Source organism: Neotabrizicola sp. VNH66 (assembly GCF_049445895.1).
In the GTDB taxonomy this organism is placed as follows: domain Bacteria; phylum Pseudomonadota; class Alphaproteobacteria; order Rhodobacterales; family Rhodobacteraceae; genus Pseudogemmobacter.
Window position 1 is genome coordinate 115,764 of sequence record NZ_JBMSDW010000003.1, and the last position, 20,851, is coordinate 136,614.

The window sequence follows — 20,851 nt, forward strand, 5'->3', positions numbered from 1 at the left end:
TTAGAACATCCGCCCGCCCAGAGGCACGTCCTGCCCGGGGCCGATCAGCACGACCTCTCCCGTCTCATCCGGCAGGCCCAGAACCAGCACCTCGCTGCGCACGGGGCCGATCTGGCGGGGCGGGAAGTTCACCACGGCCAGCACCTGCCGGCCGATCAGCGCCTCGGGTGTGTAATGCTTGGTGATCTGCGCGGAGGAGCGTTTCACCCCGATCTCCGCCCCGAAATCGACCCGCAGCTTGAAAGCGGGCTTGCGCGCCTCGGGGAAGGGTTCGGCCTCGACAATGCGGCCGACGCGGATGTCGATCTTCTGGAAATCTTCGTAGGTGATCATTTCCCCAGCTCCCGCCCGCGGTCGGCGGCGGCTTTCACGGCCCGCTTCAGCAGCGGCGGAAAGCCGGTTTCCGGGTCCATCAGCACGGCCAGCGCGGCGGCGGTGGTGCCGCCGGGCGAGGTGACGTTGATCCGCAGCTGCGCCGCGGTTTCCGGGCTTTGATGCGCCAGCTCTCCGGCGCCGGTCACCGTCGCGCGGGCCAGTTGCATGGCCACATCCGCAGGCAGCCCCTCTGCCTCTCCCGCGGCGGCCAGCGCCTCGATCAGGTGGAAGACATAGGCCGGGCCGGAGCCGGAGACGGCGGTGACCGCGTCGATCTGATGTTCACCCTCCAGCTCCACCACCTGACCGACGGCACCCATCAGATCCTTGGCCAAGGCCAGCTGCGCTGCGCTGGTATGGGTGTTGCCGCACAGGCCCGAAATGCCGCGGCCCACCATGGCGGGCGTGTTCGGCATCACCCGCACCACCGGCGTCTGCGCGCCCAAGGTGCCCTCCAGCGTGGCAATCGTGGTGCCTGCGGCGATGGAGATGAACAGCGTCGCCCCGTTGCCAAGCGCCTGCAACGCGGGCAAGGCGGCGCCCATCATCTGCGGTTTCACCGCCAGCAGGGCCACCGCGGGGGCAGGGGGCAGGCCGTCATTCAGATGCACCCCGGTGCCGCGCAGCCAGTCCGACGGATGGGGTTCGCTGACCCAGACCGAGGATGCGGGCAGCCCCGCCTCCAGCCAGCCCGCCAGCAGGGCCGATCCCATCTTGCCGCAGCCCAGAAGGACAATCCCGTCCTTTGCGACGCTTTCCAGTGCCATTCCAAAGCCCCCGTCTTTTGGGGCCGGAGGTTAGGCGCGGCCGTAAGCCTCTGCAATGGCAACCTTCAGCGCATCGGCCGGGGACTGGTCCCCCCAAAGCACCATCTGGAAGGCGGGATAGAACCGCTCGGACGCCATGACGGCGCCACCGATCAGCTTGTCGATCTGCTCCGGCCCGGCGATCTGGCCACCGGCAAGGCACAGGCCATAGCGCCAGACCATCAGCTTTTGTTCAGCCCACCAGGTGAAGCCGCCGGTCCAGACCATGTCGTTGCAGCGGTTCATCAGGTCATAAAGCGCGGGCATCCGCGCCTCGGGCGGGTCCATCTCAAAGGTGCAGATCAGCCGCAGCGTCTCATCCTGCGCGGACCAGGCCAGCGTCAGGGCATAGCTGCGCCACTGGCCTTCGACCGCCATAGCGATCTGGTCGTCGGTCACCCGGTCGAATTCCCAGGCATGATGGGCGGCGAGAGTCTCGACGATGTCGATGGGATGAATCTCATCCCCGAGGTAGTCTTCGGATAGCGCCATTCCTGCCCCGCCTCGTCCTTGGGCTTCGTCGGGTCGTTGCCACCAGAAGCTGCTGTTCCGGCAAGGTGCTGCGGAAAGGCGCAGACAAATCACCAGATATTGTTGTCCGCATGGTGAGTCGAAAGCACCCGCCTGTAAAGTCGTTTCTTGTGGGAAGACTTGTGGAAAACACAGGTTCTTGTGGGGAACCCCAGCATCTGGAGGGGAAAACCGGCGGCCTTCCGCAGCAATGGAGAAAAAAGCCCCGTGTCAGGGTGACACGGGGCGCGGAAGGGGCGGGACCCGGAACCGGGGGGGGATGGGGCCGGGCTGGGGAAAGGGGGACAGACCCGCCTGAACCCATCCAGAGCAGCGGTTGGATTCATCCGTATGACAGATCAGCGCGCCGCCGCCCGCAGCCCGCGACGCAGGGCCCGCAGACACAGTGACTGCACCAGCCCCGCCACCGCGAGGCCAAAGCTGAGCATCAGCCCCACCAGCCCGGCAACCAGCGCTGCCGCCTCGTCCGACCAGCGGATCGCGGCGCGCATGAACCGCGACTTGCCCAGAATTTCCAGCGTGCCGATGGTGCGCGGCCCCATCACGCTGACCGCCTCGGCCAGACGGCGGGCGTCGTCCGGCCCGTCGATATGGCGCAGAAGATGCAGGGTGCGGGTGCTACCCAAAGCCTCGTCGAGCCGGCCAAGGTCCGATGCCACCGCCGCCACCGGGGCAACGGCGTCGGCGTTCAGCAGCCGCGCGGGATCGGTCACGCTGTCCCATTTCAATGCCGCATCCCAGCGGATGCCCTTCGTGGCGGCCTCGGTCACCAATGCCAGCAGGCGCGGGGGCACAAGGCTCATCTTCCGGGCCAGTTTCAGAAGGCCCGCCCCCGCCTTCAGCGTGTAGGAGGTGCCGCCCGTTGCCGCCACCGCCACTGTCGCGCCAAGGCCGATCAGCGACAGCGCAAGATCCAGCCGGTCCACCTCTCCCCCGGTTGCCGCGGCGTAGCCGGCCTTGCCGATACCAATGGCGTCGCCCACCGGGGTAAAGGCCACCGGCGCGTTGCAGATCAGCGCCTGCGACAAGGAGCAGCTCGCCGCATCCACGGTGCAGGACAGGCAGGCGCCCGCGATGGAGAGATAGCTGGAATCCTCGTCCCACGCCGCCTGACGCGCCGCCACCAGATCGGCTGGCAGGTCGATGGCGCGGTCCACGGCGATTTCCTCGACCGCCTGAATGGCAATCCAGTTGCGCGGCAGCTGTGTCAGCAGAACCCACATCCGCGAGGTCACCGCCTGCGGGGTGGCGGCCTCGGCCATCTCGCGCTCCACCGCGGCGGCAAGGTCCTGTCCCACCCGGTCGATCACCGGGCGCAGCAGGGGATCGCGGGAAATCCGCAGCGCCGACCAGCCCGACAGGGCCAGCGACACCACCAGCATCAGCGTCAGGCCGGCACGGGCGGTCCAGCGTGCAAACCGCCGGAGCCGCCCGCGCATCCGCCCGTCCCCGCTCAGCGCCGGCGTGAGCGGATCATGCCCACAAGGTCATAGGCCCGCTCAAGGATCGGCGCGGCAATCGCATCGGCCCGGTCGGCGCCCTGACCCAAGGTCCGGTCGATCTCAGCCGGGTCGGCCATCAGCCGGTTCATCTCGGTGGAAATCGGCGACAGGACCGACACGGCCAGATCGGCCAGCTTCGGCTTGAACACGCCGAACTGGGCGCCCGCATATTCGGCGACCACCTGATCCACCGTCCGGCCCGAGAGGCCCGCGTAGATGTTCACCAGATTGCGCGCATCGGGCCGGTCCTTCAGCCCCTCGGCCGTCTCCGGCAGGGGCAGGGGGTCGGTCTTGGCGCGGCGGATCTTCTTGGCGATGGTGTCCGCATCGTCGGTCATGTTGATGCGCGAATTGTCCGAAGGGTCGGATTTCGACATCTTTTTCGTGCCGTCGGTCAGGCTCATCACCCGGGTGGCGGCGCCTTCGATCACCGGCTCGGTCACCGGGAAGAAATCGGTCTTGTAGTCATGGTTGAACTTGATCGCGATGTCGCGGGTCAGTTCCAGATGCTGCTTCTGATCCTCGCCCACGGGCACGTGGGTCGCGTGATAGAGAAGAATGTCCGCCGCCATCAGCGACGGATAGGCCAGCAGGCCAAGGGACGAGTTCTCGGCGTTCTTGCCCGCCGTCTTGTCCTTGAACTGCGTCATCCGGTACATCCAGCCGATGCGGGCGATGCAGTTGAAAATCCATGCCAGTTCGGCATGGCCCGAGACTTGGCTCTGGTTGAACAGGATTGAGCGGGCAGGGTCGATCCCCGCCGCGATGAAGGCGGCCGCCGCTTCGCGCGTCTGGTGGCGCAGCTTTTCGGGGTCCTGCCAGACGGTGATCGCATGCAGATCGACGAGGCAATAGATCGTCTCGATCCCCTCGTTCTGCTTTTCGACAAACCGCTTCAGCGCGCCCAGATAATTGCCAAGCGTCAGGCCACCCGAAGGCTGGATGCCCGAGAAGATGCGGGGTTTGAAGGCTTTCGGCGTTTGGACCGCCGTTGCTTCTGCGGACATGGTCTCGCTCCGGCTGGAAAATGCAACCCGCACGGCGTAAGCCATGGGGGAGGGGGCGTCAACGGCCCCGCTTGGACCCAGGACAGAAGGCAGGCATGCAGAACCGATCCGATCCCTCTCCGCTGAACCCGCTGCCGTGGATCGTCTGGGCGCTGACCCTGCCGCTGATCGCGATGGAGGTGGTGCTGGCCCTTGGCGAAAGCGGGCTGGCCGGGGGCGATTCAGGGATCGGCTGGCGGCTGCAGGCGGTGCAGGATTTCGCCTTCAGCCCGCAGTTCCTGCAGGTGGCCTGGGGGGATGGCCGCTGGCTGCCCTATGAGCCGTGGCGGATGCTGACCTATCTTTTCGTCCATCCGACGACGACCAGCACGATCTTTGCCGTGGTCATCCTGCTGGCCCTGGGAAAGATGGTGGCAGAGCTGTTCCGCTGGTGGGCGGTGCTGGTGATCTGGGCGGGGTCGGCATTTGTCGGCGCGCTGGTCTATGCCGTGGCGCTGCCTGCTGAACGGGCGCCCCTGATGGGCGCGTTTCCGGCGGATTACGGGCTGATCGGGGCCTTCACCTTCCTGATCTGGGTGCGGCTTGCCGGGACGGGCAGCAGCCAGTTCCGGGCCTTTACCCTGATCGGCTTTCTTCTGGGCACGCAGCTTCTCTTCGCGCTTCTGTTCGGCGGCGGATATGTCTGGGTGGCCGAGCTTGCGGGCTTTGCCACCGGCTTCCTTCTGTCCTTCGTGGTCAGCCCCGGTGGTCTGTCACGGGTGCGGGAACGGCTGCGCAGCCGTTAGTCCTTTGCGGCCGGGCGGCGGCGCAGAAAGCCTTTGATCTCGGCCGGTCTCATCGCGCCCGTGACTGCGGCTGCGGCGAAATAGGACCCGGCCCCCGCCACGATCAGCAGCAGAAGCGGCAGCGGCCGCGTGCTGGCGGCCCCCATCAGCCAGACAAGGCCCCAGAGAACCGCGGCCATCACGCCTGAGGACAAAAGGATGCGCTGGCTGCGGTAAAGGAAGCGGTCATCCAGTGCCGCCGCCTCGCCCATGCTGCGGGTGCCGCGCCAGAGCTGCCAGACCATGACCCAGCTGGAAAGGGTGGTCGCCAGCGCGGCGGCCAGATAGCCGGTGAAGGGCATCAGCCCGAAGGCCACGACAGCATTCACCACCATCGACACCACGGCATAGTTGAACGGGCGCCGGGTATCCTCGCGCGCATAGAACAATGGCTGCAGAACCTTGTGCAGCACGAAGGCGGGCAGGCCTAGCGCATAGATCGCCAGCGCGGGCGCGGTCATCGCGCTGTCCTGCGCGGTATAGGCGCCGCGCTCGAACAGCACGGTGATGATCGGCAGCGCGATCACGGCCAGCGCCACGGCGGCGGGCACGGTCAGGAACAGCGCGAATTCAGCCCCGCGGTTGAAACTGGTGCGTCCGCCCTCGGCATCGCCCGCCCGCAACCGGCGCGACAGGTCCGGCAGCAGCACCACGCCGATGGCGATGCCCACCACGCCCAAGGGCAGCTGATAGAGGCGGTCCGCGTTGTACAGCCAGGCCACCGCCCCTTCGGTGAAGCTGGCGACCTGGCGGCCCACGATCAGGTTGATCTGCACCACGCCGCCGGCCAGCACTGCAGGTGCGGCGATCAGGAACAGCCGTTTCAGTTCCGGCGTCAGGCGGGGGCGGCGAAAGGGAATACGGAAGCCCTGCATCCGCAGCACGCCCCAGACGAACAGCAGTTGCAGCGCCCCGGACAGCGTCACGGTCCAGGCCAGCACCTCACCCACGTTCCAGCCGAACCAGTCGGCCGCGAACATAGAGATGACGAGGAAGACATTCATCAGGACGGGCGCCACCGCCGTGGCCAGAAACCGGCCCATGGCATTCAGCACGCCCGACAAAAGCGCCGTCAGCGAGATGAAGAGGATATAGGGAAAGCAGATGCGGCCAAGCGTGACGGCGATATCGAACCGCTCATCCCCGGCAAAGCCCGCCGCCATGGCCAGAACCAGCGCGGGCATGATGAAATGGCCGAAGACGGAAAACACGCTCAGGAACGCCGCCATGAACCAATAGGCATCGCGGGCGAAACCTTCGGCATCTTCCTCCGCCTCAAGCTTTTTGGCGAACATCGGCACGAAGGCCAGATTGAAGGCGCCTTCGGCAAAGAAGCGGCGGAACATGTTGGGCAGGCTTTGCGCGATATAGAACGCCTCGGCCACCGGGCCGGAGCCGAGCCATGCGGCGACCATCGCGTCACGGACAAAGCCCACGATGCGCGACAGAAGCGTCCACATCCCCACCGTCAGAAAGCCCGAGACCAGCCGGATCGGTTTCATGCCCTGTGCTTTCCTCTGGCGCGCGCCCGCGGCCCGTTCATGCCTGCGCCCGCTCCGCGCCTTCGATGATGGCCTGACGCAGTTTGCGCTCCAGACTGTCCTGCTTGGATTTCTGGTGCAGCTTCAGGCCGAACATGTCCTTGACGTAGAACGTATCCACCACCTGCGCGCCATAGGTGGCGATCACGGCCGAGACGATGGAGATGTTGTTGTTCGCCAGCGTCCGCGTCAGGTCATAGAGAAGGCCGGGCCGGTCGCGGGTGTCCACCTCGATGATCGTGTAGATGTCCGACCCTTCGTTGTCGAACATGACATGGGTGGGGAAGCGGAACTCGCGTTCGCGTTTCTTCACGCGGTCGCGGTCCTTCAGCGCCTCGCGCGCGACCACTTCGCCACGCAGCGTCTTGCCGATCATCTGCCGCAGGCGGAGGAGCTTCGAAGTCTCATAGGGTTTGCCCTCGGCGTCCTGAATCCAGAACACCGCGGTGGCATAGCCGTCCTTCGACGTATAGGTCCGCGCGTCCCGCACATTGGCGCCGACCAGCGCCAGCGCGCCGGAAAGGCGCGAGAAGATGCCGGGATGATCGGCCAGCGCGAAACAGGCGCGCGTCGCGTCGCGGTCGGGGTCGGGGTGCAGGTCGATGCGGATTTCATTGTCGCCGATGCCCTGCAACAGCAAGGCAAAGACCAGATGCGTCTCGGTCGGCAGGCCCTGCCAGTAGGGGGCATAATGCCGGGACAGTTCCGCCCGCAGGTCCCGGCTCTCCCAGCTGGTCAGCTTTTCGCGCAGCGCGCGCTTGGCCTCATCCTCGCGGTTCTCGCGGTTGACACCTTCCAGCCCGCCTTCCAGCGCCGCCGCCGTCACGCGGTGCAGCTGGCGCAGCAGCGCGGCTTTCCAGTTGTTCCATGTGCCCGGACCCACGCCGCGGATGTCGCAGACCGTCAGCACGGTCAGCAGGTCCAACCGCTTTCTCGTCTTCACCGCCTTGGCGAAATCCCGCACCGTGCGCGGATCGCCGATATCGCGCTTCTGCGCCATGTCGGACATCAGCAGGTGATGGCGGACCAGCCATTCCACCGTCTCGCATTCCTCGTCCGTCAGCCCAAGCCGCGGGGCCACCCGGCGCGCGATCTGTGCGCCCAGGATCGAATGATCCTCGGGTCGGCCCTTGCCGATGTCATGCAGCAGAAGCGCCACATACAGAACCTTGCGGTTCACCCCCGCCTTCAGGATTTCCGATGACAGCGGCAGTTCTTCCCGCAGTTCCTCACGCTCGATCTGGGCGAGGGTCGAGATGCATTGGATGATGTGCTCGTCCACCGTGTAATGGTGATAGACGTTGAACTGCATCATCGCCACGATCGGCTCGAACTCGGGGATGAAGGCGGAGAGGACGCCCAGTTCGTTCATCCGGCGCAAGCTGCGTTCCGGGTTGCCGTGCTTCAGCAGCAGGTCCAGGAAGATCCGCGCCGCCTCCGGGTCTTCGCGCATGTCGTCGTCGATGCGGTCCAGATTGGCCGCGACCAGACGCATGACATTGGGATGCAGCAGATATCCGGTGCGCAGGCCTTCCTCGAACACCCGCAGCAGGTTCAGCTTGTTCCTGAGAAAATCCTTCGGGTCGCGCAGGTCGATGCGGCCCTGCACCAGCGTATAGCCCGATTTCACCCGCTTGCGCAGCTTGAACATGCCGGTCAGCGAGGCTTCGCGCTTGGCGTGGCGGGCCTCCAGTTCGGTCAGGAAGACGCGGGTCAGCTCGCCCACGCGGGTGGCGTGGCGGAAATAATCCTGCATGAAGATTTCCACCGCCCGGCGCCCGCCGCTGTCGGCATAGCCCATGCGGGCGGCGACTTCGGGTTGCAGGTCAAAGGTCAGCTGGTCCGTGGGGCGGCCCGCGATGTAATGCAGATGGCTGCGCACAGCCCAGAGGAAGTCTTCGGCATTACGGAAGGTCTCATATTCCTCCTGCCGGAACAGGCCCGCCTGCACAAGGCCAGCGGCGCGTGGCACCCGGTTCAGGTATTTGCCGATCCAGTAAAGCGTCTGCAGGTCGCGCAGTCCGCCCTTGCCCTCTTTGACGTTGGGCTCCAGCACATAGCGCTGGCCACCCTGCCGTTTATGCCGCTCGGCCCGTTCGGCCAGCTTCGCCTCGATGAACTCCGGCCCTGTGCTGCGGAAAAGTTCGGTCCACAGCTTCTCGGCCAGTTCCTGCGCCAGCGCCCGGTCGCCGGTGATGAAGCGGTGCTCCAGCAAAGCGGTGCGGATGGTGATGTCCTCGCGTCCCAGACGCAGGCAATCGCGCACGGTGCGGCTGGAATGGCCGACCTTCAGCTTCAGATCCCAGAGCATATAGAGCAGGGATTCGATGACGCTTTCCGCCCAGGCGGTGATCTTCCAAGGCGTCAGGAACAGCAGGTCCACATCGGATTGCGGCGCCATCTCGGCCCGGCCATAGCCACCCACGGCGATGACGCAGATCCGTTCGCCTTCGGTCGGGTTCGGAAGCGGATGCAGGCTGCGCGCGACGGCGAAGGCGCTGATGACCAGGCCGTCGGTCAGATGGGCCTGCGCGGTGACCAATGCGCGGGCCGCCCGGGGATGGGCCGCAAAGGCCGCGGCAAGGGCCGCATTGCCGCGGGCCTTCGCTTCGGTCAGATGGCGGACCGCAATGCTGCGCGCGGCCCGGGGATCGGTCTCTCCGGCGATCTCGGCCAGAATGGTGGCAGCCAGCGCATTGGCATCGACGATCTCTGCCGCCGGAAGCAGCAGAGGTTCGGCGGGCAGATCGGCGCCGGAATCGGGCATGGTCTGGGGGCCGGTGGCGGTGGCGCGGCCCGTATCAGAGGCCGGCGCCGGAGAAGCTGCGGGGAGCGGGGTCAATCACGACGACCTGATTGTTGCGGATTTCGGCCACGGCAAGGCCGCGGTCATTGGTGCCGTCCGTGCGCAGACGGAAGATGCCCGAGACGCCGACGAAGCCCGCGCTCTGGGTCAGGGCGCCCGCCGACAGGTCACGGCCCTGCCGGGCCAGCGCGCCGATGGCGGCGATTCCGTCATAGGCCAGTCCGGCGATCGGATGGGGCGGCTGGCCAAAGGCAGCCTGATAACGGCTTTGGAACTGGGCATAAAGGTTGGGATCCGGCAAAGCGAACCAGCCGCCCTGAACCCCCGGCAGGCCAAGGGTCTGGGGGAGCACGTCCCAGCGGGTCAGCCCGATGAACCGGGTCGTGGCCGGTGTGGCACCGTTCTCAAGCAGAAGCTGGGACAAAAGCGGCAGGGCACCCGCGGTGTCGGCGGTCAGGAACATGGCATTCGCGCCGGTGTCGCGTGCGGTCTTCACGATGCCCGGCGCGGCGGAGGCGATGCCGGCCTGGCTGAATTCGTAGGAGGAGACGGCGACGACGCTACCCCCGGCCGCGGCGACGCCGCGCTGGATGGCGGCCTTGCCCAGATCGCCTACCGTGTTGCGCTCATGCACGATCATGATCCGGGTCTTGCCGGTGCGGACGGCATAACCTGCCAGCCGGCGCGCGGTATTGTCGAAGGTCGGCCCCAGAACAAAGACATTGCCGCCGGCGATGTCGGGGTTGTTCGAGAAGGCCAGCACATTGATTCCGCGGCTTGCCATGGCGACGCCTGCGGCATTCGACTCCTGCGCGAAGACCGGCCCCAGAATGATCTCGGCCCCTTCGTCGGCCGCGCGCAGGGCCATGGCCTGCGCCTGACCGGGGTTGGCGCCGGTCTGATAGACCTTCAGCTCGATCGACACGCCGGAAAGATCGGCAATCGCCAGATTCGCCGCATTCACAAGGCTGTCCGCCAGCACCTGATCGCTGGCATTGCCAGATCCGCCGGGCACCAGCAGCGCGACCTTGACCGCGCCGGAGCGGCTTGGCGATCCGCCGCCACCGGAGGGCTGGCCTGCGGGCACGCAAGCCGCGGCCAGCATCAGGGCACCAACGGTGGCGATTCGGCTCAGGGCCTTGCGGGCCGTGCGGATTAGAGACAACATGAAACTCCCTCACGGATCGGAAAGGCGCAGACGGTTTGGGCAGGTTAAAGGCTTCCGGGGCCGAAGTAAACTTGGCGCGGCACCGGGGATGAGCGGATCGGCCCCCTTCCGCCCCGCAGCCGGTGCCGTGGCGCCCGGGCTGCATCTGGTCTCGACACCCATCGGGGCGGCGCGCGACATCACGCTGCGCGCGCTGGATCTGCTGGCAGGCGCCGATGTGCTGGCGGCCGAGGACACCCGCACCCTGCGGCACCTGATGGAAATCCATGGCATCGCGCTGAACAAGCGGCCCCTGCTGGCGGTGCATGACCACAACGAACAGGGCGCGGTGCCCCGGGTGCTGGCGGCGCTGGAAGCGGGGCAGAGCGTGGCCTATGCCTCCGAGGCGGGCACGCCGCTGGTCTCGGACCCCGGGTTCATTCTGGCGCGTGCCGCGGCCGAGGCCGGGCATCCGGTGCTGGCCGCGCCCGGGCCGTCTGCCGTGCTGGCGGCGCTGACGGTGGCGGGGCTGCCGGCCGACCGGTTTCTGTTCGCAGGCTTCCCCCCCGCCGCGGCGGGAGAGCGGAAGCGGTTTCTGGAAGACTTCGCCCCGGTGCAGGCCACGCTGATCCTTTACGAATCGCCGCATCGCGTGGCGCGGACGCTGGCCGATCTCGCCGCGGTTCTGGGCGGCGACCGCCGCGCCGCGCTGTGCCGCGAGCTGACCAAACGCCATGAGGAGGTGATCCGCGACAGCCTGTCGGCGCTGGCGGAACTATATGAAACACGCGAGCCGCGCGGCGAATATGTGCTGGTCGTGGACCGGGCCGCCCCGCAGGAGGCCAGCGCCGAAAGCGTGGAACAGGCGCTGAAAAATGCGCTGGAGAGCATGAGCGTTAAGGATGCAGCAGCTTTTGTGTCGCAGACTTTGGGGATTCCGCGCAAACTGGCCTATCAGATGGCGCTGACACTTGGCCGCAGCTGACGATCCCCGGGGGGCACATGGCACTCGATTTTCTGGCGGATGACGGGGCCCGGCGCGAAACGCGTGGGCGGCGGGCGCATCTGTCCGGCGCTGCCGCGGAAACCGGGGTGGAACGCCATTATGCAGCGCGGGGCTACCGGCTGGCCGACCGGCGCTGGCGCGGCTTTTCCGGCGAAATCGACCTGATCTTCCTGTCGGAAACCGGCGTCACCTTTGTCGAAGTGAAACAGGCGCGGACCCATGCGCTTGCCGCGGAACGGCTGGGCCGGGCGCAGGTGCTGCGGATCCACGGCGCCTCGGACGAATATGTGGACCGGGTGCTGGGCCAGCCCTTCACCGAACGCGCCTATCACCTTGCGCTGGTCGATCAGTCCGGCCAGATCGAAGTGGTGGAGGATGCCTTTTTCGTGATGTAGCCGGTTTGCATCGGCCCGGCCTTTGCGCCATCAAGGGGCGGTCAGAACGGAGTTGCCCCATGACGCTGAAGGTCGCCCTGCAGATGGACCCGATCGGGTCGGTCAATATCAACGCCGATTCGACGTTCCGCATCGCGCTGGAGGCGCAGGCCCGCGGCCATTCGCTGTTCTTCTACACGCCCGACAAGCTGGCCTTTGTGGAAGGCAGGGTGATCGCACGCGGCTTCCCGATCGAGCTGCGGCGTGAGCAGGGCAATCACGTCACCTACGGGCCGGAGACCGAGGTCGATCTGGCGGATTTCGACGTGGTCTGGCTGCGGCAGGACCCGCCCTTTGACATGGGCTATATCACCACGACCCATCTGCTGGAGCTGATCCATCCTAAAACGCTGGTGGTGAACGACCCGTTCTGGGTCCGGAACTACCCGGAAAAACTCCTCGTCCTGCGCTTCCCGCAGCTGACGCCGCCCACGGCGATTGCCCGCGATCTGGCCACGATCCGCGCCTTCAAGGCAAAACATGGCGATATCATCCTGAAGCCGCTCTATGGCAATGGCGGCGCGGGGGTGTTCCGGCTGGATCCGAACGACCGCAACCTCGCCTCTCTGCACGAACTCTTCACCGGGATGAGCCGGGAGCCGATGATCGTGCAGAAATTCCTGCCCGACGTGGCCAAGGGCGACAAGCGGGTGATTCTGGTGGATGGAGAGTCGGTCGGCGCCATCAACCGGGTGCCACAGGCGGGGGAGACCCGGTCCAACATGCATGTCGGCGGCCGCCCCGAGAAGATCGGCCTGACCGAGCGCGATCTGGAAATCTGCCGCACCATCGGCCCGGTTCTGAAGGAAAAGGGACAGGTCTTCGTCGGCATCGACGTGATCGGCGACTGGCTGACCGAGATCAACGTGACCTCGCCCACCGGGATTCAGGAGCTGGAGCGGTTCGACGGCACCAATGCCGCGGCGCGGATCTGGGAAGTGATCGAGGCGAAACGCGCCGGCTGAGGGTCAGGCGGCACAAGCGCCGGGCCGGAAGCCGGTCTTGCGGCCGGCCTTGGCAGACGCAGGAGCAGGTGTCCGGCCGGCTTGATCGCTCTCCGGCCAGGCCTCTCCGCCAGACCTCTCCGCGCGGATCGCCAAAGGATTGTGGAGCGCCATGGATCGCCGCCCGCCGGCTGGCCAAGGTCATCCCCTCAGGGCCGCAGGCCTGTGGTCAGGCGAAAGCTGATCGCTTCGGCCAGATGCTCCTTCCGCACTGCCTCGGCCCCGGCCAGATCGGCGATGGTGCGGGCCACCCGCAGCACCCGGTGATAGCCGCGTGCCGACAGCCCTATCCGTTCCGCCACGCGCGAGATCAGCGCCCGACCTTCGGCATCTGGCCCGGCGAAATGCTCCAGAGCCTCGCCCTGAAGGTCCGCATTGGTGCGGTGCGGCGCCTCGGGGAAGCGGTCGGCCTGAATGGCACGGGCCGCCGCCACCCGCGCGGCAATGACGTCCGAACGCTCTCCGGTCGCGGGCAGGTCCAGATCGGCATAGGCCACGGGCGGCACCTCGACCCGCAGGTCGAACCGGTCCATCAGCGGGCCGGAAATCCGGCCAAGGTAATCTTCGCCGCAGGTGGGCGCCCGGCCGCAGGCCCGCTCCGGATCGGTCAGGTAACCGCAGCGGCAGGGATTGGCCGCCGCCACCAGCAGGAACCGGCAGGGATAGCGGACATGGGCCGCGGCGCGCGCCACCACCACCTCTCCGGTCTCCAGCGGCTGGCGCAGGGTTTCCAGCACGGCCCGGGGGAATTCGGGGAATTCGTCCAGAAACAGCACCCCGTTATGGGCCAGCGAGATCTGCCCCGGCTTCGCCCCCTTGCCACCGCCCACCAGCGCGGGGACCGAGGCGGTGTGATGCGGGTCCTGAAACGGGCGCTGCCGGGAAATCCCGCCCTCGTTCAGCAGCCCGGCCAGCGAATGGATCATCGAGGTTTCCAGCGCCTCCACCGGCGACAAGGGCGGCAGGATGCCCGGCAGCCGCGCCGCCAGCATCGACTTGCCCGAACCGGGCGTGCCCACCATGAACAGATGATGCCGCCCGGCCGCTGCAATCTCCAGTGCGCGCTTCGCGCGTTCCTGCCCCTTCACCTCGCGCAGGTCCTGCGCGCCGGGCCGGGCCGTCACCTCTCCCGCGGTGGCGGGGGGCAGCGGGGCCTGCCCGGTATAATGCCGCACCACCTCGGCCAGGGACCCGGCGGCCAGCACCTCGGTCGCGCCGACCCAGGCCGCCTCGGCCCCGCAGGCGCGCGGGCAAAGGAGGGCGCAATCCGCCTCGGCCGCGGCCATGGCGGCGGGCAGGGCGCCTGCGACCGGCACCAGCCGCCCGTCCAGCGACAATTCCCCAAGCGCAACGGTATGTTCCACCTCATCCTTGGGCACGATCTCCAGCGCGGCCAGCAACGACAGCGCGATCGGCAGGTCGAAATGGCTGCCCTCCTTCGGCAGATCGGCGGGGGAGAGGTTCACTGTGATCCGCCGGGCGGGCAGGGCGATGGACAGGGCCTGCAGGGCGGTGCGGACCCGTTCCTTCGCCTCGCTGACGGCCTTGTCCGGCAGGCCCACCAGATTGAACGCGGGCGACCCGGTCGAAAGCGCGCATTGCACCTCAACCATGCGGGCCTCGACCCCTTCGAAGGCCACCGTATAGGCCCGCGCCACCATTCGCCGCCTCCGTTCATCTTCGTTAACGTAGGCGGCGAATGGTTAGGGATTGGTTAAGGGCAGGGGGTCTGAACCGCGCCTGCAATCCACTTTGTCCAAATATCCCCGCCGGAGGCACCTTGCCGGCGGGGCGCAGGCCTAGCGGTAAATTGCCATGAACTTCGGCCAGGCCTCGGGGTCGGCCACGGTCTTGTCGCGGCAAAAGGCGTTGCAGAAGCCGAAGCGGCGGCCCGCCAGTTCCAGCACATGGGTGACGGGCTTGCCGGAATAGGGGCAGGCCCTGTTTTCCGCCTCGGTCCCCGTCACGGCACGCGCGGCCAGCGTCACCGGACCGGGCCAGTCTCGCCGAGGATAGTCGCGGCGGTAGAACGGCTGATCCGCGCCGTCCACCAGCCCCATCGCCCGCCAGCGGCGGAAGGAGGGATGCGCCAGATGGGCGTTCACATAGGCCAGCGCGGCGGCGCCCACGGGCAGGTTATAGGTGGCGATCCGCGTCGCCACCGGGGCAAAGAACGCATCCGCCGCCGAATAATCGCCGCAAAGCCACGGGCCTTTGGCCCCGGTCACCTGCCGCGCCCAGGCCCACAGGACCTGCAGCCTTTCCAGATCGGCCAGCACCTCATCCGGGGGCGCGCAATCGGTATAGCTGACGCGCAGGTTCATCGGGCAATGGCTGCGGAGGGCAGTGAACCCCGCATGCATCTCGGCTGCCAGAACCCGGGCGGTGGCGCGGGCTTTGGGATCGGCGGGCCAGATTCCGGCCTCCGGGTGGCGGCTGGCCAGTTCCTCGGCAATGGCGATGGTTTCGGGCACCACCACGCCGTCGGGCGTGCGCATCGTGGGGGCGGTGCGACCGGGGAAGAAGCCGTCGGCCAGAAGCTTCGGCAGTTCATCGGTGTAAAGCCGGGCGGAATGGGTGCGGACCGGAATCCCGAAGGCATCGAACAACAGCCAGCCGCGCAGGGACCAGCTGGAATAACCGCGGTCGCCGATCACAAGGTCATAGGTCATGGAACACTCCGTTTCTGCGGCGCAGATTAGGGCGCTGCGCAGCGCGGGGGAAATGCCGTTTCGTGGCGGGTTCCATCACGGAATGTGATTGATTCCATGCACCGCGGGGTGGGGGCCAAGGTCCAGACAGGTGACGGAAAGGTTTTCGATCCGGTGGCCCGTCGCCTCGACCGGGTCCATCCGGCCCGCCAGCTGGATCGCGGCGACGATCACGCCGAAATGGGCGACGACGATGGTCTCTGCCCGGGCGGCGGCGATGCGGTGCAGGGCGGGGCTGACACGGGCGACCATCTCATCCCAGCTTTCGCCGCCGGGCGCGCGGACGGATCCGGGCGGGTCCCAGAAAGCGCGGGCCAGCTCGGGGCTTTCGGCCTCGATCTCAGGATAGCTGCGCATTTCCCAGCGGCCGAAGTTCAGCTCGCGCAGCGCGGGATCGTGCGGCAGACGCGGGCGGGGGGCAAGGGCATCGGCGGTGGCCACCGCGCGGCTGAGGTCCGAGGAAATCACCGGCACCTGCGGCAGATGCGCGTTCAGCCGCGCGAGGGCGGCGGTGTCGGACAGATCGGCGGGAAGGTCGGTCCAGCCGACGATGCCTTTGGCATGGGTCGGGCCATGACGCACGAGCCAAAGCCGGCTCATGGCAGGGTGCCTTTCAACACCAAGGGCAGCCCCGCGATCACCGCCACCGCCAACCCAGAGGCCGCGGCCAGCCGCTGGTTCAGCCGCCCCTGTTCATCGCGGAAGGTGCGGGCAAGCGCGTTTTCCGGAACGATGGACCAGCCCACCTCGTTCGAGACCACGATCACCGGGCCGGGCGCGGCAAGGAGCGCAGCGAGGAGTCCCTCTGTAGCCTGCGCCAGATCGTCGCCCGCCAGCATCCGGTTGGTCAGCCACAGCGTCGCGCAATCGACCAGCGTGACCGCCCCGGCGCCGTCCGCCAGCGCGGGGCCAAGGTCATGCGGCGCCTCCAGCGTCTGCCAATCCGTGCCGCGGTCGGCCTTGTGGCGGGCGATGCGGTCTTCCATCTCGGCATCGAAGGCCTGCGCGGTGGCGATGTAGCGGCGCGGCAGGCCAGAAGCGCGGGCCAGCCCTTCGGCAAAACGCGACTTGCCGGATCGCGCGCCGCCGGTGACGAAGGTCAGCTGCGGCAGCCCGTGGCTCACGCCAGCCGCCCCCAGAGGTCATATTCCCCGGCCTCGTCCACCTCCACCGTGACGATGTCGCCCGGTTTCAGGTCGTCAAAACCTTCGTCGATGAACAGGTTGCCGTCGATCTCCGGCGCATCGGCCTTGGTGCGGCAGGTGGCGCCGTCTGCGTCCACCTCATCCACGATCACCTCGATACGGCTGCCCACCTTGGCGGCCAGCTTCGCCTCGGAAATCGCTTGCGCGCGCTCCATGAAGCGGGCGTAACGCTCTTCCTTCACCTCTTCCGGCACATGGTCGGGCAGGGCGTTGGACCGCGCGCCCTTGACGTTTTCGTATTTGAACGCACCCACCCGGTCCAGCTGCGCCTCATCCAGCCAGTCCAGCAGGGTCTGGAATTCCTCTTCCGTTTCACCGGGATAGCCCACGATGAAGGTCGATCGCAGGACGATATCCGGGCAATCGCGGCGCCATGCGGCGATTTCATCCAGCGTGCGGGCGGCCGCCGCGGGCCGGGCCATCCGGCGCAAGGTGTCGGGGTGGGCGTGCTGGAACGGAATGTCCAGATAGGGCAGCACCAGCCCCTCGGCCATCGCCGGGATCAGCTCGCGCACATGCGGGTAGGGGTAGACGTAATGCATCCGCACCCACGCACCCAAGGACCCCAGATCACGCGCCAGGGGCAGGATCGGGAATTTGGTGTCGCGGTCCTTCCAGTCCACGCCATAGGCGCTGGTGTCCTGCGAAATGACCAACAGCTCCTTCACCCCGGCCTGAACCAACTTCTCCGCCTCGCGCATCACCGCCTTGTGCGGGCGCGACTGCAGTTTGCCGCGCATGTCGGGGATGATGCAGAATTTGCACTTGTGATCACAGCCTTCCGAGATCTTCAGATAGCTGTAATGCCGCGGGGTCAGGCTGACGCTGCTGGCGGGCAACAGGTCAATGAACGGATCGGGCGCGGGCGGCACGGCGCTGTGCACGGCATCCAGCACGGATTCGTATTGATGCGGCCCGGTGACGGCCATCACCTTCGGATGCGCGCCGGTGATATATTCCGGCTCCGCCCCCAGACAGCCGGTGACGATCACGCGGCCGTTTTCCCGCAACGCCTCGCCAATCGCCTCAAGGCTTTCGGCCTTGGCGCTGTCGAGGAAGCCGCAGGTGTTCACGATCACCGCATCGGCGCCGGTGTAATCGGGGCTGATCGCATAACCCTCGGCCCGGAGCCGGGTCAGGATGCGTTCGCTGTCCACCAGCGCCTTGGGGCAGCCAAGGCTGACCATGCCGATGGTCGGCTGGCCCTCGCGCCGGGGCGTGTCGGGCACGGTGGCGCGGGCAAGATCGGGGCGGAGGAGTGGCGGGTTCTGGGACATGGCCGCGCATATAGCGATTCGCGGGCGTCATGGGTAGGGGCGTCAGGTGCCACGCGGCTTTGCACGCAGCGTAGGCTCGGCCTCGGTCGGGTCTTCGGGCCAGGGGTGGCGGGGATACTGGCCGCGCATGTCCTTGCGCACATCGGCGTAAGAGGTGGCCCAGAACCGCGGGATGTCCAGCGTGACCTGCACCGGGCGCTGCGCGGGGGACAGCAGCGTCACCCGCAAGGGCAGGCGGTTCTGGCCCACCACCGGATGGCGGGTGACGCCGAACATCTCCTGCAACCGGACCGAGATGGAGGGGTGATCGCCGTCATAGTCGATGGGCACCGCCCGGCCCAAAGGCGTGACAAAGGCCGCAGGCGCCAGCCGGTCCACCTCGGCCATGCGGTTCCAGCCCAGATAGGCCTTCAGCGGCTCGGACAGGTCCAGCGCGCGCAGCTCCGCCTCGCTCCGCCGCCCGGTCAGATGCGGCAGCAGCCAGTCGCCCGCCAGCAGCGCCTCATTCGTCACCTCGGGCCAGTCCTCGGCCCGGGTCAGCGCGATGCGGGCGCGCAGCCGACGGGCGGCAGGTGTCCATGGCAGGCCAAGGGTGCGCAACCCTTCCAGCGCGGCACGGGCCAGCGCCTCGGGCGGGGCATCGGGCCATGCGCGGTCAGCCAGCGGCAGGGCGCCGAACATCTCCTGCCGCCGGGCGCTGATCCGCCCCTCGCGCCGGTCCCACGCCACCGCTTCGGTCCAGCGGATCGCGTCGCCATGCACGGCGCGCAGCTCTTCTTCGGAAATCTCGATGCCCTGCCGGACCTGCGCCTCGCGCGGGTCGCCGTCCAGATCGGTGGCGACGATCAGCCGGGCCCTGGCCAGGGCCGTGCCCTCGGCCACCACCGCGCCCTTGCCACCGGACAGCAGATAGCGCGGCGCGTCCCCCTTGCGGCGCAGGCCCACGCGGTCCGGGTAAGCCAGCGCCGCCATCTGTGCCGTGCTCAGCCCCGTGGCGGTGCCTGAAGGGACGGCCCGCGCCAGCCGTTTCGCCTCGGCCCTTATGCGCTCGATCACCGCCCGGTTCGCCTCCGCCGGCGGACGGTCGATGGCGCGCAGCCGCAGGCCAAGATCCGGACCGGCGCCCCGCAGCGGATCGCGCTCCTCCAGCAGGGCCGCCAGAGGCGCAGCGGAAGGTCCCGCCACGGCCAGCATATGCGCCAGCCGCGGGTGCAGCGGCAAAGCGGCCAGCTGTCGCCCATGCGCGGTGATCCCGTGGCCGTCCAATGCGCCGAGGCCCGCCAGCAGCGCCCGCGCCTCGGCCAAAGTGCCTGGATGCGGCGGCGTCAGGAACGGGAGCGCATCAGACCCCCATTGCGCCAGTTCCAGCGCAAGGGGCGCCAGATCGGCGGCCTCGATCTCGGCCGGAGGAAAGGCGGCAAGGCCCCCTTCTTCGCCGCGGGTCCAGAGCCGGTAGCAGATTCCCTCGGCCACCCGGCCCGCGCGGCCACGGCGCTGCTCGGCCTCCGCCTTCGTGACCCGCTCCGTCACCAGCCGCGACATGCCGGAGGCCGGGTCGAACCGCGCCCGCCGCGCCCGCCCGCCATCCACCACCACCCGGATATCCGGCAGGGTCAGCGAGGTTTCGGCGATGGAGGTCGCCAGCACCACCTTGCGCCCCTCCGCGGGCGCCAGCGCCGCGCGTTGCGCCGCGAAATCCATCGCCCCGAACAGGGGGCGCAGCGCAAGGCCGGGGATGCCTGACAGGGCCTGTTCCACCCGCCGGATCTCGCGCTCGCCGGGCAGGAAGACCAGAACGCCGCCCTCGGTCTCCTCCAGAGCCTGCCGCACAAGGCCCGCCACCGCCGCCTCATAGCGCAGCGAAGCGTCCACAGGCCGCGGCAGCCAGCGGGTCTCGACCGGAAAGGCGCGGCCCTCGGCGGTGATCATCGGCGCATCGCCCATCAGCGCGGCCACCGGTGCCGCATCCAGCGTGGCCGACATCACGACCAGCGCCAGATCGGGCCGCAGCGCCGCCCGCACCTCCAAAGCCAGCGCCAGCCCCAGATCCGCGAAGAGCGAGCGTTCGTGGAATTCGTCGAAGATCAGGCAGGACACGCCCGGCAGTTCGGCATCGGACTGGATCATCCGCGTCAGGATGCCCTCGGTCACCACCTCGATCCGGGTCGCGGTCGAGACCTTCGCCTCGCCCCGGATGCGGTATCCCACGCGCTGGCCGACCGGCTCGCCCAAAGTCTCGGCCATCCGCTCCGCCGCGGCGCGCGCGGCCAGCCGCCGCGGCTCCAGCATCACGATGCGTCCGGGGAACAGCCCCGCCGACAAAAGGTCCAGCGGCACCACAGTGGTCTTGCCCGCCCCGGGCGGCGCCTGAAGAACGGCCAGCCCCCGCGCCGCCAGTGCGGCACGCAGTTCGGGCAGGATGGCAGAGACGGGCAGGGCGATCATCCCCGCCTTATGCCAAGCCGCAGGCGCCAAGACCAGCGCCGCGCCCGATACGGGCCGGAGATGCCTCCGGCGGGGATATTTGGACCAGTATGAAAGACCTTTGCCCATTCATACTGGTCCAAATATCCCGGGGGTGAGCGCGCCAGCGCGAGGGGGCAGAGCCCCCTGCGACGACTGTTTCAGCCCTGAAATCCGATGTGACGCGCGCGGGCTTCCGGTCGCTTTGCGGC

At 67.8% G+C, this 20,851-nt stretch carries 18 protein-coding genes; 4 read left to right on the plus strand and 14 right to left on the minus strand.

Going from position 1 to position 20,851, the window contains the following annotated elements:
• The 5 genes from ACO2Q5_RS05335 to trpS form a co-directional block, all read right to left on the minus strand.
• A complete protein-coding gene (locus ACO2Q5_RS05335) occupies nucleotides 1-333 on the minus strand; it encodes a tRNA-binding protein (protein ID WP_423288660.1) in 333 nt (110 codons plus the stop codon).
• Entirely contained in the window at nucleotides 330-1,142 is an 813-nt protein-coding gene (gene proC / locus ACO2Q5_RS05340; RefSeq protein WP_423288662.1) for a pyrroline-5-carboxylate reductase, read from the minus strand. Before proC ends, ACO2Q5_RS05335 begins: the two co-directional genes overlap by 4 nt.
• Nucleotides 1,143-1,172: 30 nt before the next feature.
• Entirely contained in the window at nucleotides 1,173-1,673 is a 501-nt protein-coding gene (locus ACO2Q5_RS05345) for a YbjN domain-containing protein (RefSeq protein ID WP_423288664.1), read from the minus strand.
• Nucleotides 1,674-2,050: 377 nt separating this feature from the next.
• Nucleotides 2,051-3,151: a hypothetical protein gene (locus ACO2Q5_RS05350; RefSeq protein WP_423288666.1), complete on the minus strand. Its 1,101-nt coding sequence runs from the start codon at nucleotides 3,149-3,151 to the stop codon at nucleotides 2,051-2,053.
• A gap of 14 nt (nucleotides 3,152-3,165) precedes the next feature.
• The gene (gene trpS / locus ACO2Q5_RS05355; RefSeq protein WP_423288668.1) at nucleotides 3,166-4,221 is read right to left on the minus strand and encodes a tryptophan--tRNA ligase; all 1,056 of its coding nucleotides are present in this window, start codon (nucleotides 4,219-4,221) and stop codon (nucleotides 3,166-3,168) included.
• 95 nt (nucleotides 4,222-4,316) lie between these two features.
• Between trpS and ACO2Q5_RS05360 the strand changes: the two genes are divergently transcribed.
• A complete protein-coding gene (locus ACO2Q5_RS05360) occupies nucleotides 4,317-5,006 on the plus strand; it encodes a rhomboid family intramembrane serine protease (protein ID WP_423288670.1) in 690 nt (229 codons plus the stop codon).
• Here the strand turns inward: ACO2Q5_RS05360 and murJ are convergent.
• The 3 genes from murJ to ACO2Q5_RS05375 are packed head-to-tail and all read right to left on the minus strand — an operon-like array spanning nucleotide 5,003 to nucleotide 10,560.
• Nucleotides 5,003-6,547, minus strand: coding sequence for a murein biosynthesis integral membrane protein MurJ (gene murJ / locus ACO2Q5_RS05365; protein WP_423288672.1), 1,545 nt, complete (start codon nucleotides 6,545-6,547; stop codon nucleotides 5,003-5,005). The genes ACO2Q5_RS05360 and murJ overlap by 4 nt on opposite strands.
• Nucleotides 6,548-6,584: 37 nt before the next feature.
• Nucleotides 6,585-9,353, minus strand: a complete 2,769-nt coding sequence (locus ACO2Q5_RS05370; protein ID WP_423288674.1) for a [protein-PII] uridylyltransferase — start codon at nucleotides 9,351-9,353, stop codon at nucleotides 6,585-6,587.
• 34 nt (nucleotides 9,354-9,387) lie between these two features.
• Nucleotides 9,388-10,560, minus strand: a complete 1,173-nt coding sequence (locus ACO2Q5_RS05375; protein ID WP_423288676.1) for a penicillin-binding protein activator — start codon at nucleotides 10,558-10,560, stop codon at nucleotides 9,388-9,390.
• Nucleotides 10,561-10,648: 88 nt separating this feature from the next.
• On the opposite strand from ACO2Q5_RS05375, the gene rsmI reads away from it, so the two are divergent.
• The 3 genes from rsmI to gshB are packed head-to-tail and all read left to right on the plus strand — an operon-like array spanning nucleotide 10,649 to nucleotide 12,944.
• Nucleotides 10,649-11,524, plus strand: coding sequence for a 16S rRNA (cytidine(1402)-2'-O)-methyltransferase (gene rsmI / locus ACO2Q5_RS05380; protein WP_423288678.1), 876 nt, complete (start codon nucleotides 10,649-10,651; stop codon nucleotides 11,522-11,524).
• Between the two features lie 17 nt (nucleotides 11,525-11,541).
• On the plus strand, nucleotides 11,542-11,940 hold the full coding sequence (locus ACO2Q5_RS05385) for a YraN family protein (RefSeq protein WP_423288680.1): 399 nt from the start codon (nucleotides 11,542-11,544) through the stop codon (nucleotides 11,938-11,940).
• Nucleotides 11,941-11,999: 59 nt separating this feature from the next.
• Entirely contained in the window at nucleotides 12,000-12,944 is a 945-nt protein-coding gene (gene gshB, locus ACO2Q5_RS05390; protein ID WP_423288682.1) for a glutathione synthase, read from the plus strand.
• A 188-nt stretch (nucleotides 12,945-13,132) separates the two neighbouring features.
• Here the strand turns inward: gshB and ACO2Q5_RS05395 are convergent, their stop codons facing one another.
• The 6 genes from ACO2Q5_RS05395 to hrpB all read right to left on the minus strand — a co-directional run bounded on the left by ACO2Q5_RS05395 (nucleotide 13,133) and on the right by hrpB (nucleotide 20,621).
• Nucleotides 13,133-14,644: a YifB family Mg chelatase-like AAA ATPase gene (locus ACO2Q5_RS05395; protein ID WP_423288684.1), complete on the minus strand. Its 1,512-nt coding sequence runs from the start codon at nucleotides 14,642-14,644 to the stop codon at nucleotides 13,133-13,135.
• Nucleotides 14,645-14,782: 138 nt separating this feature from the next.
• Nucleotides 14,783-15,655, minus strand: coding sequence for a glutathione S-transferase (locus ACO2Q5_RS05400; protein WP_423288686.1), 873 nt, complete (start codon nucleotides 15,653-15,655; stop codon nucleotides 14,783-14,785).
• A 75-nt stretch (nucleotides 15,656-15,730) separates the two neighbouring features.
• Entirely contained in the window at nucleotides 15,731-16,294 is a 564-nt protein-coding gene (locus ACO2Q5_RS05405; protein WP_423288688.1) for a histidine phosphatase family protein, read from the minus strand.
• The gene (gene cobU / locus ACO2Q5_RS05410) at nucleotides 16,291-16,818 is read right to left on the minus strand and encodes a bifunctional adenosylcobinamide kinase/adenosylcobinamide-phosphate guanylyltransferase (protein ID WP_423288690.1); all 528 of its coding nucleotides are present in this window, start codon (nucleotides 16,816-16,818) and stop codon (nucleotides 16,291-16,293) included. The genes ACO2Q5_RS05405 and cobU overlap by 4 nt, the downstream gene beginning before the upstream one ends.
• The gene (gene rimO, locus ACO2Q5_RS05415) at nucleotides 16,815-18,176 is read right to left on the minus strand and encodes a 30S ribosomal protein S12 methylthiotransferase RimO (protein WP_423288691.1); all 1,362 of its coding nucleotides are present in this window, start codon (nucleotides 18,174-18,176) and stop codon (nucleotides 16,815-16,817) included. Before rimO ends, cobU begins: the two co-directional genes overlap by 4 nt.
• A gap of 42 nt (nucleotides 18,177-18,218) precedes the next feature.
• The gene (gene hrpB, locus ACO2Q5_RS05420) at nucleotides 18,219-20,621 is read right to left on the minus strand and encodes an ATP-dependent helicase HrpB (protein ID WP_423288693.1); all 2,403 of its coding nucleotides are present in this window, start codon (nucleotides 20,619-20,621) and stop codon (nucleotides 18,219-18,221) included.
• Between the last annotated feature and the right edge of the window lie 230 nt (nucleotides 20,622-20,851).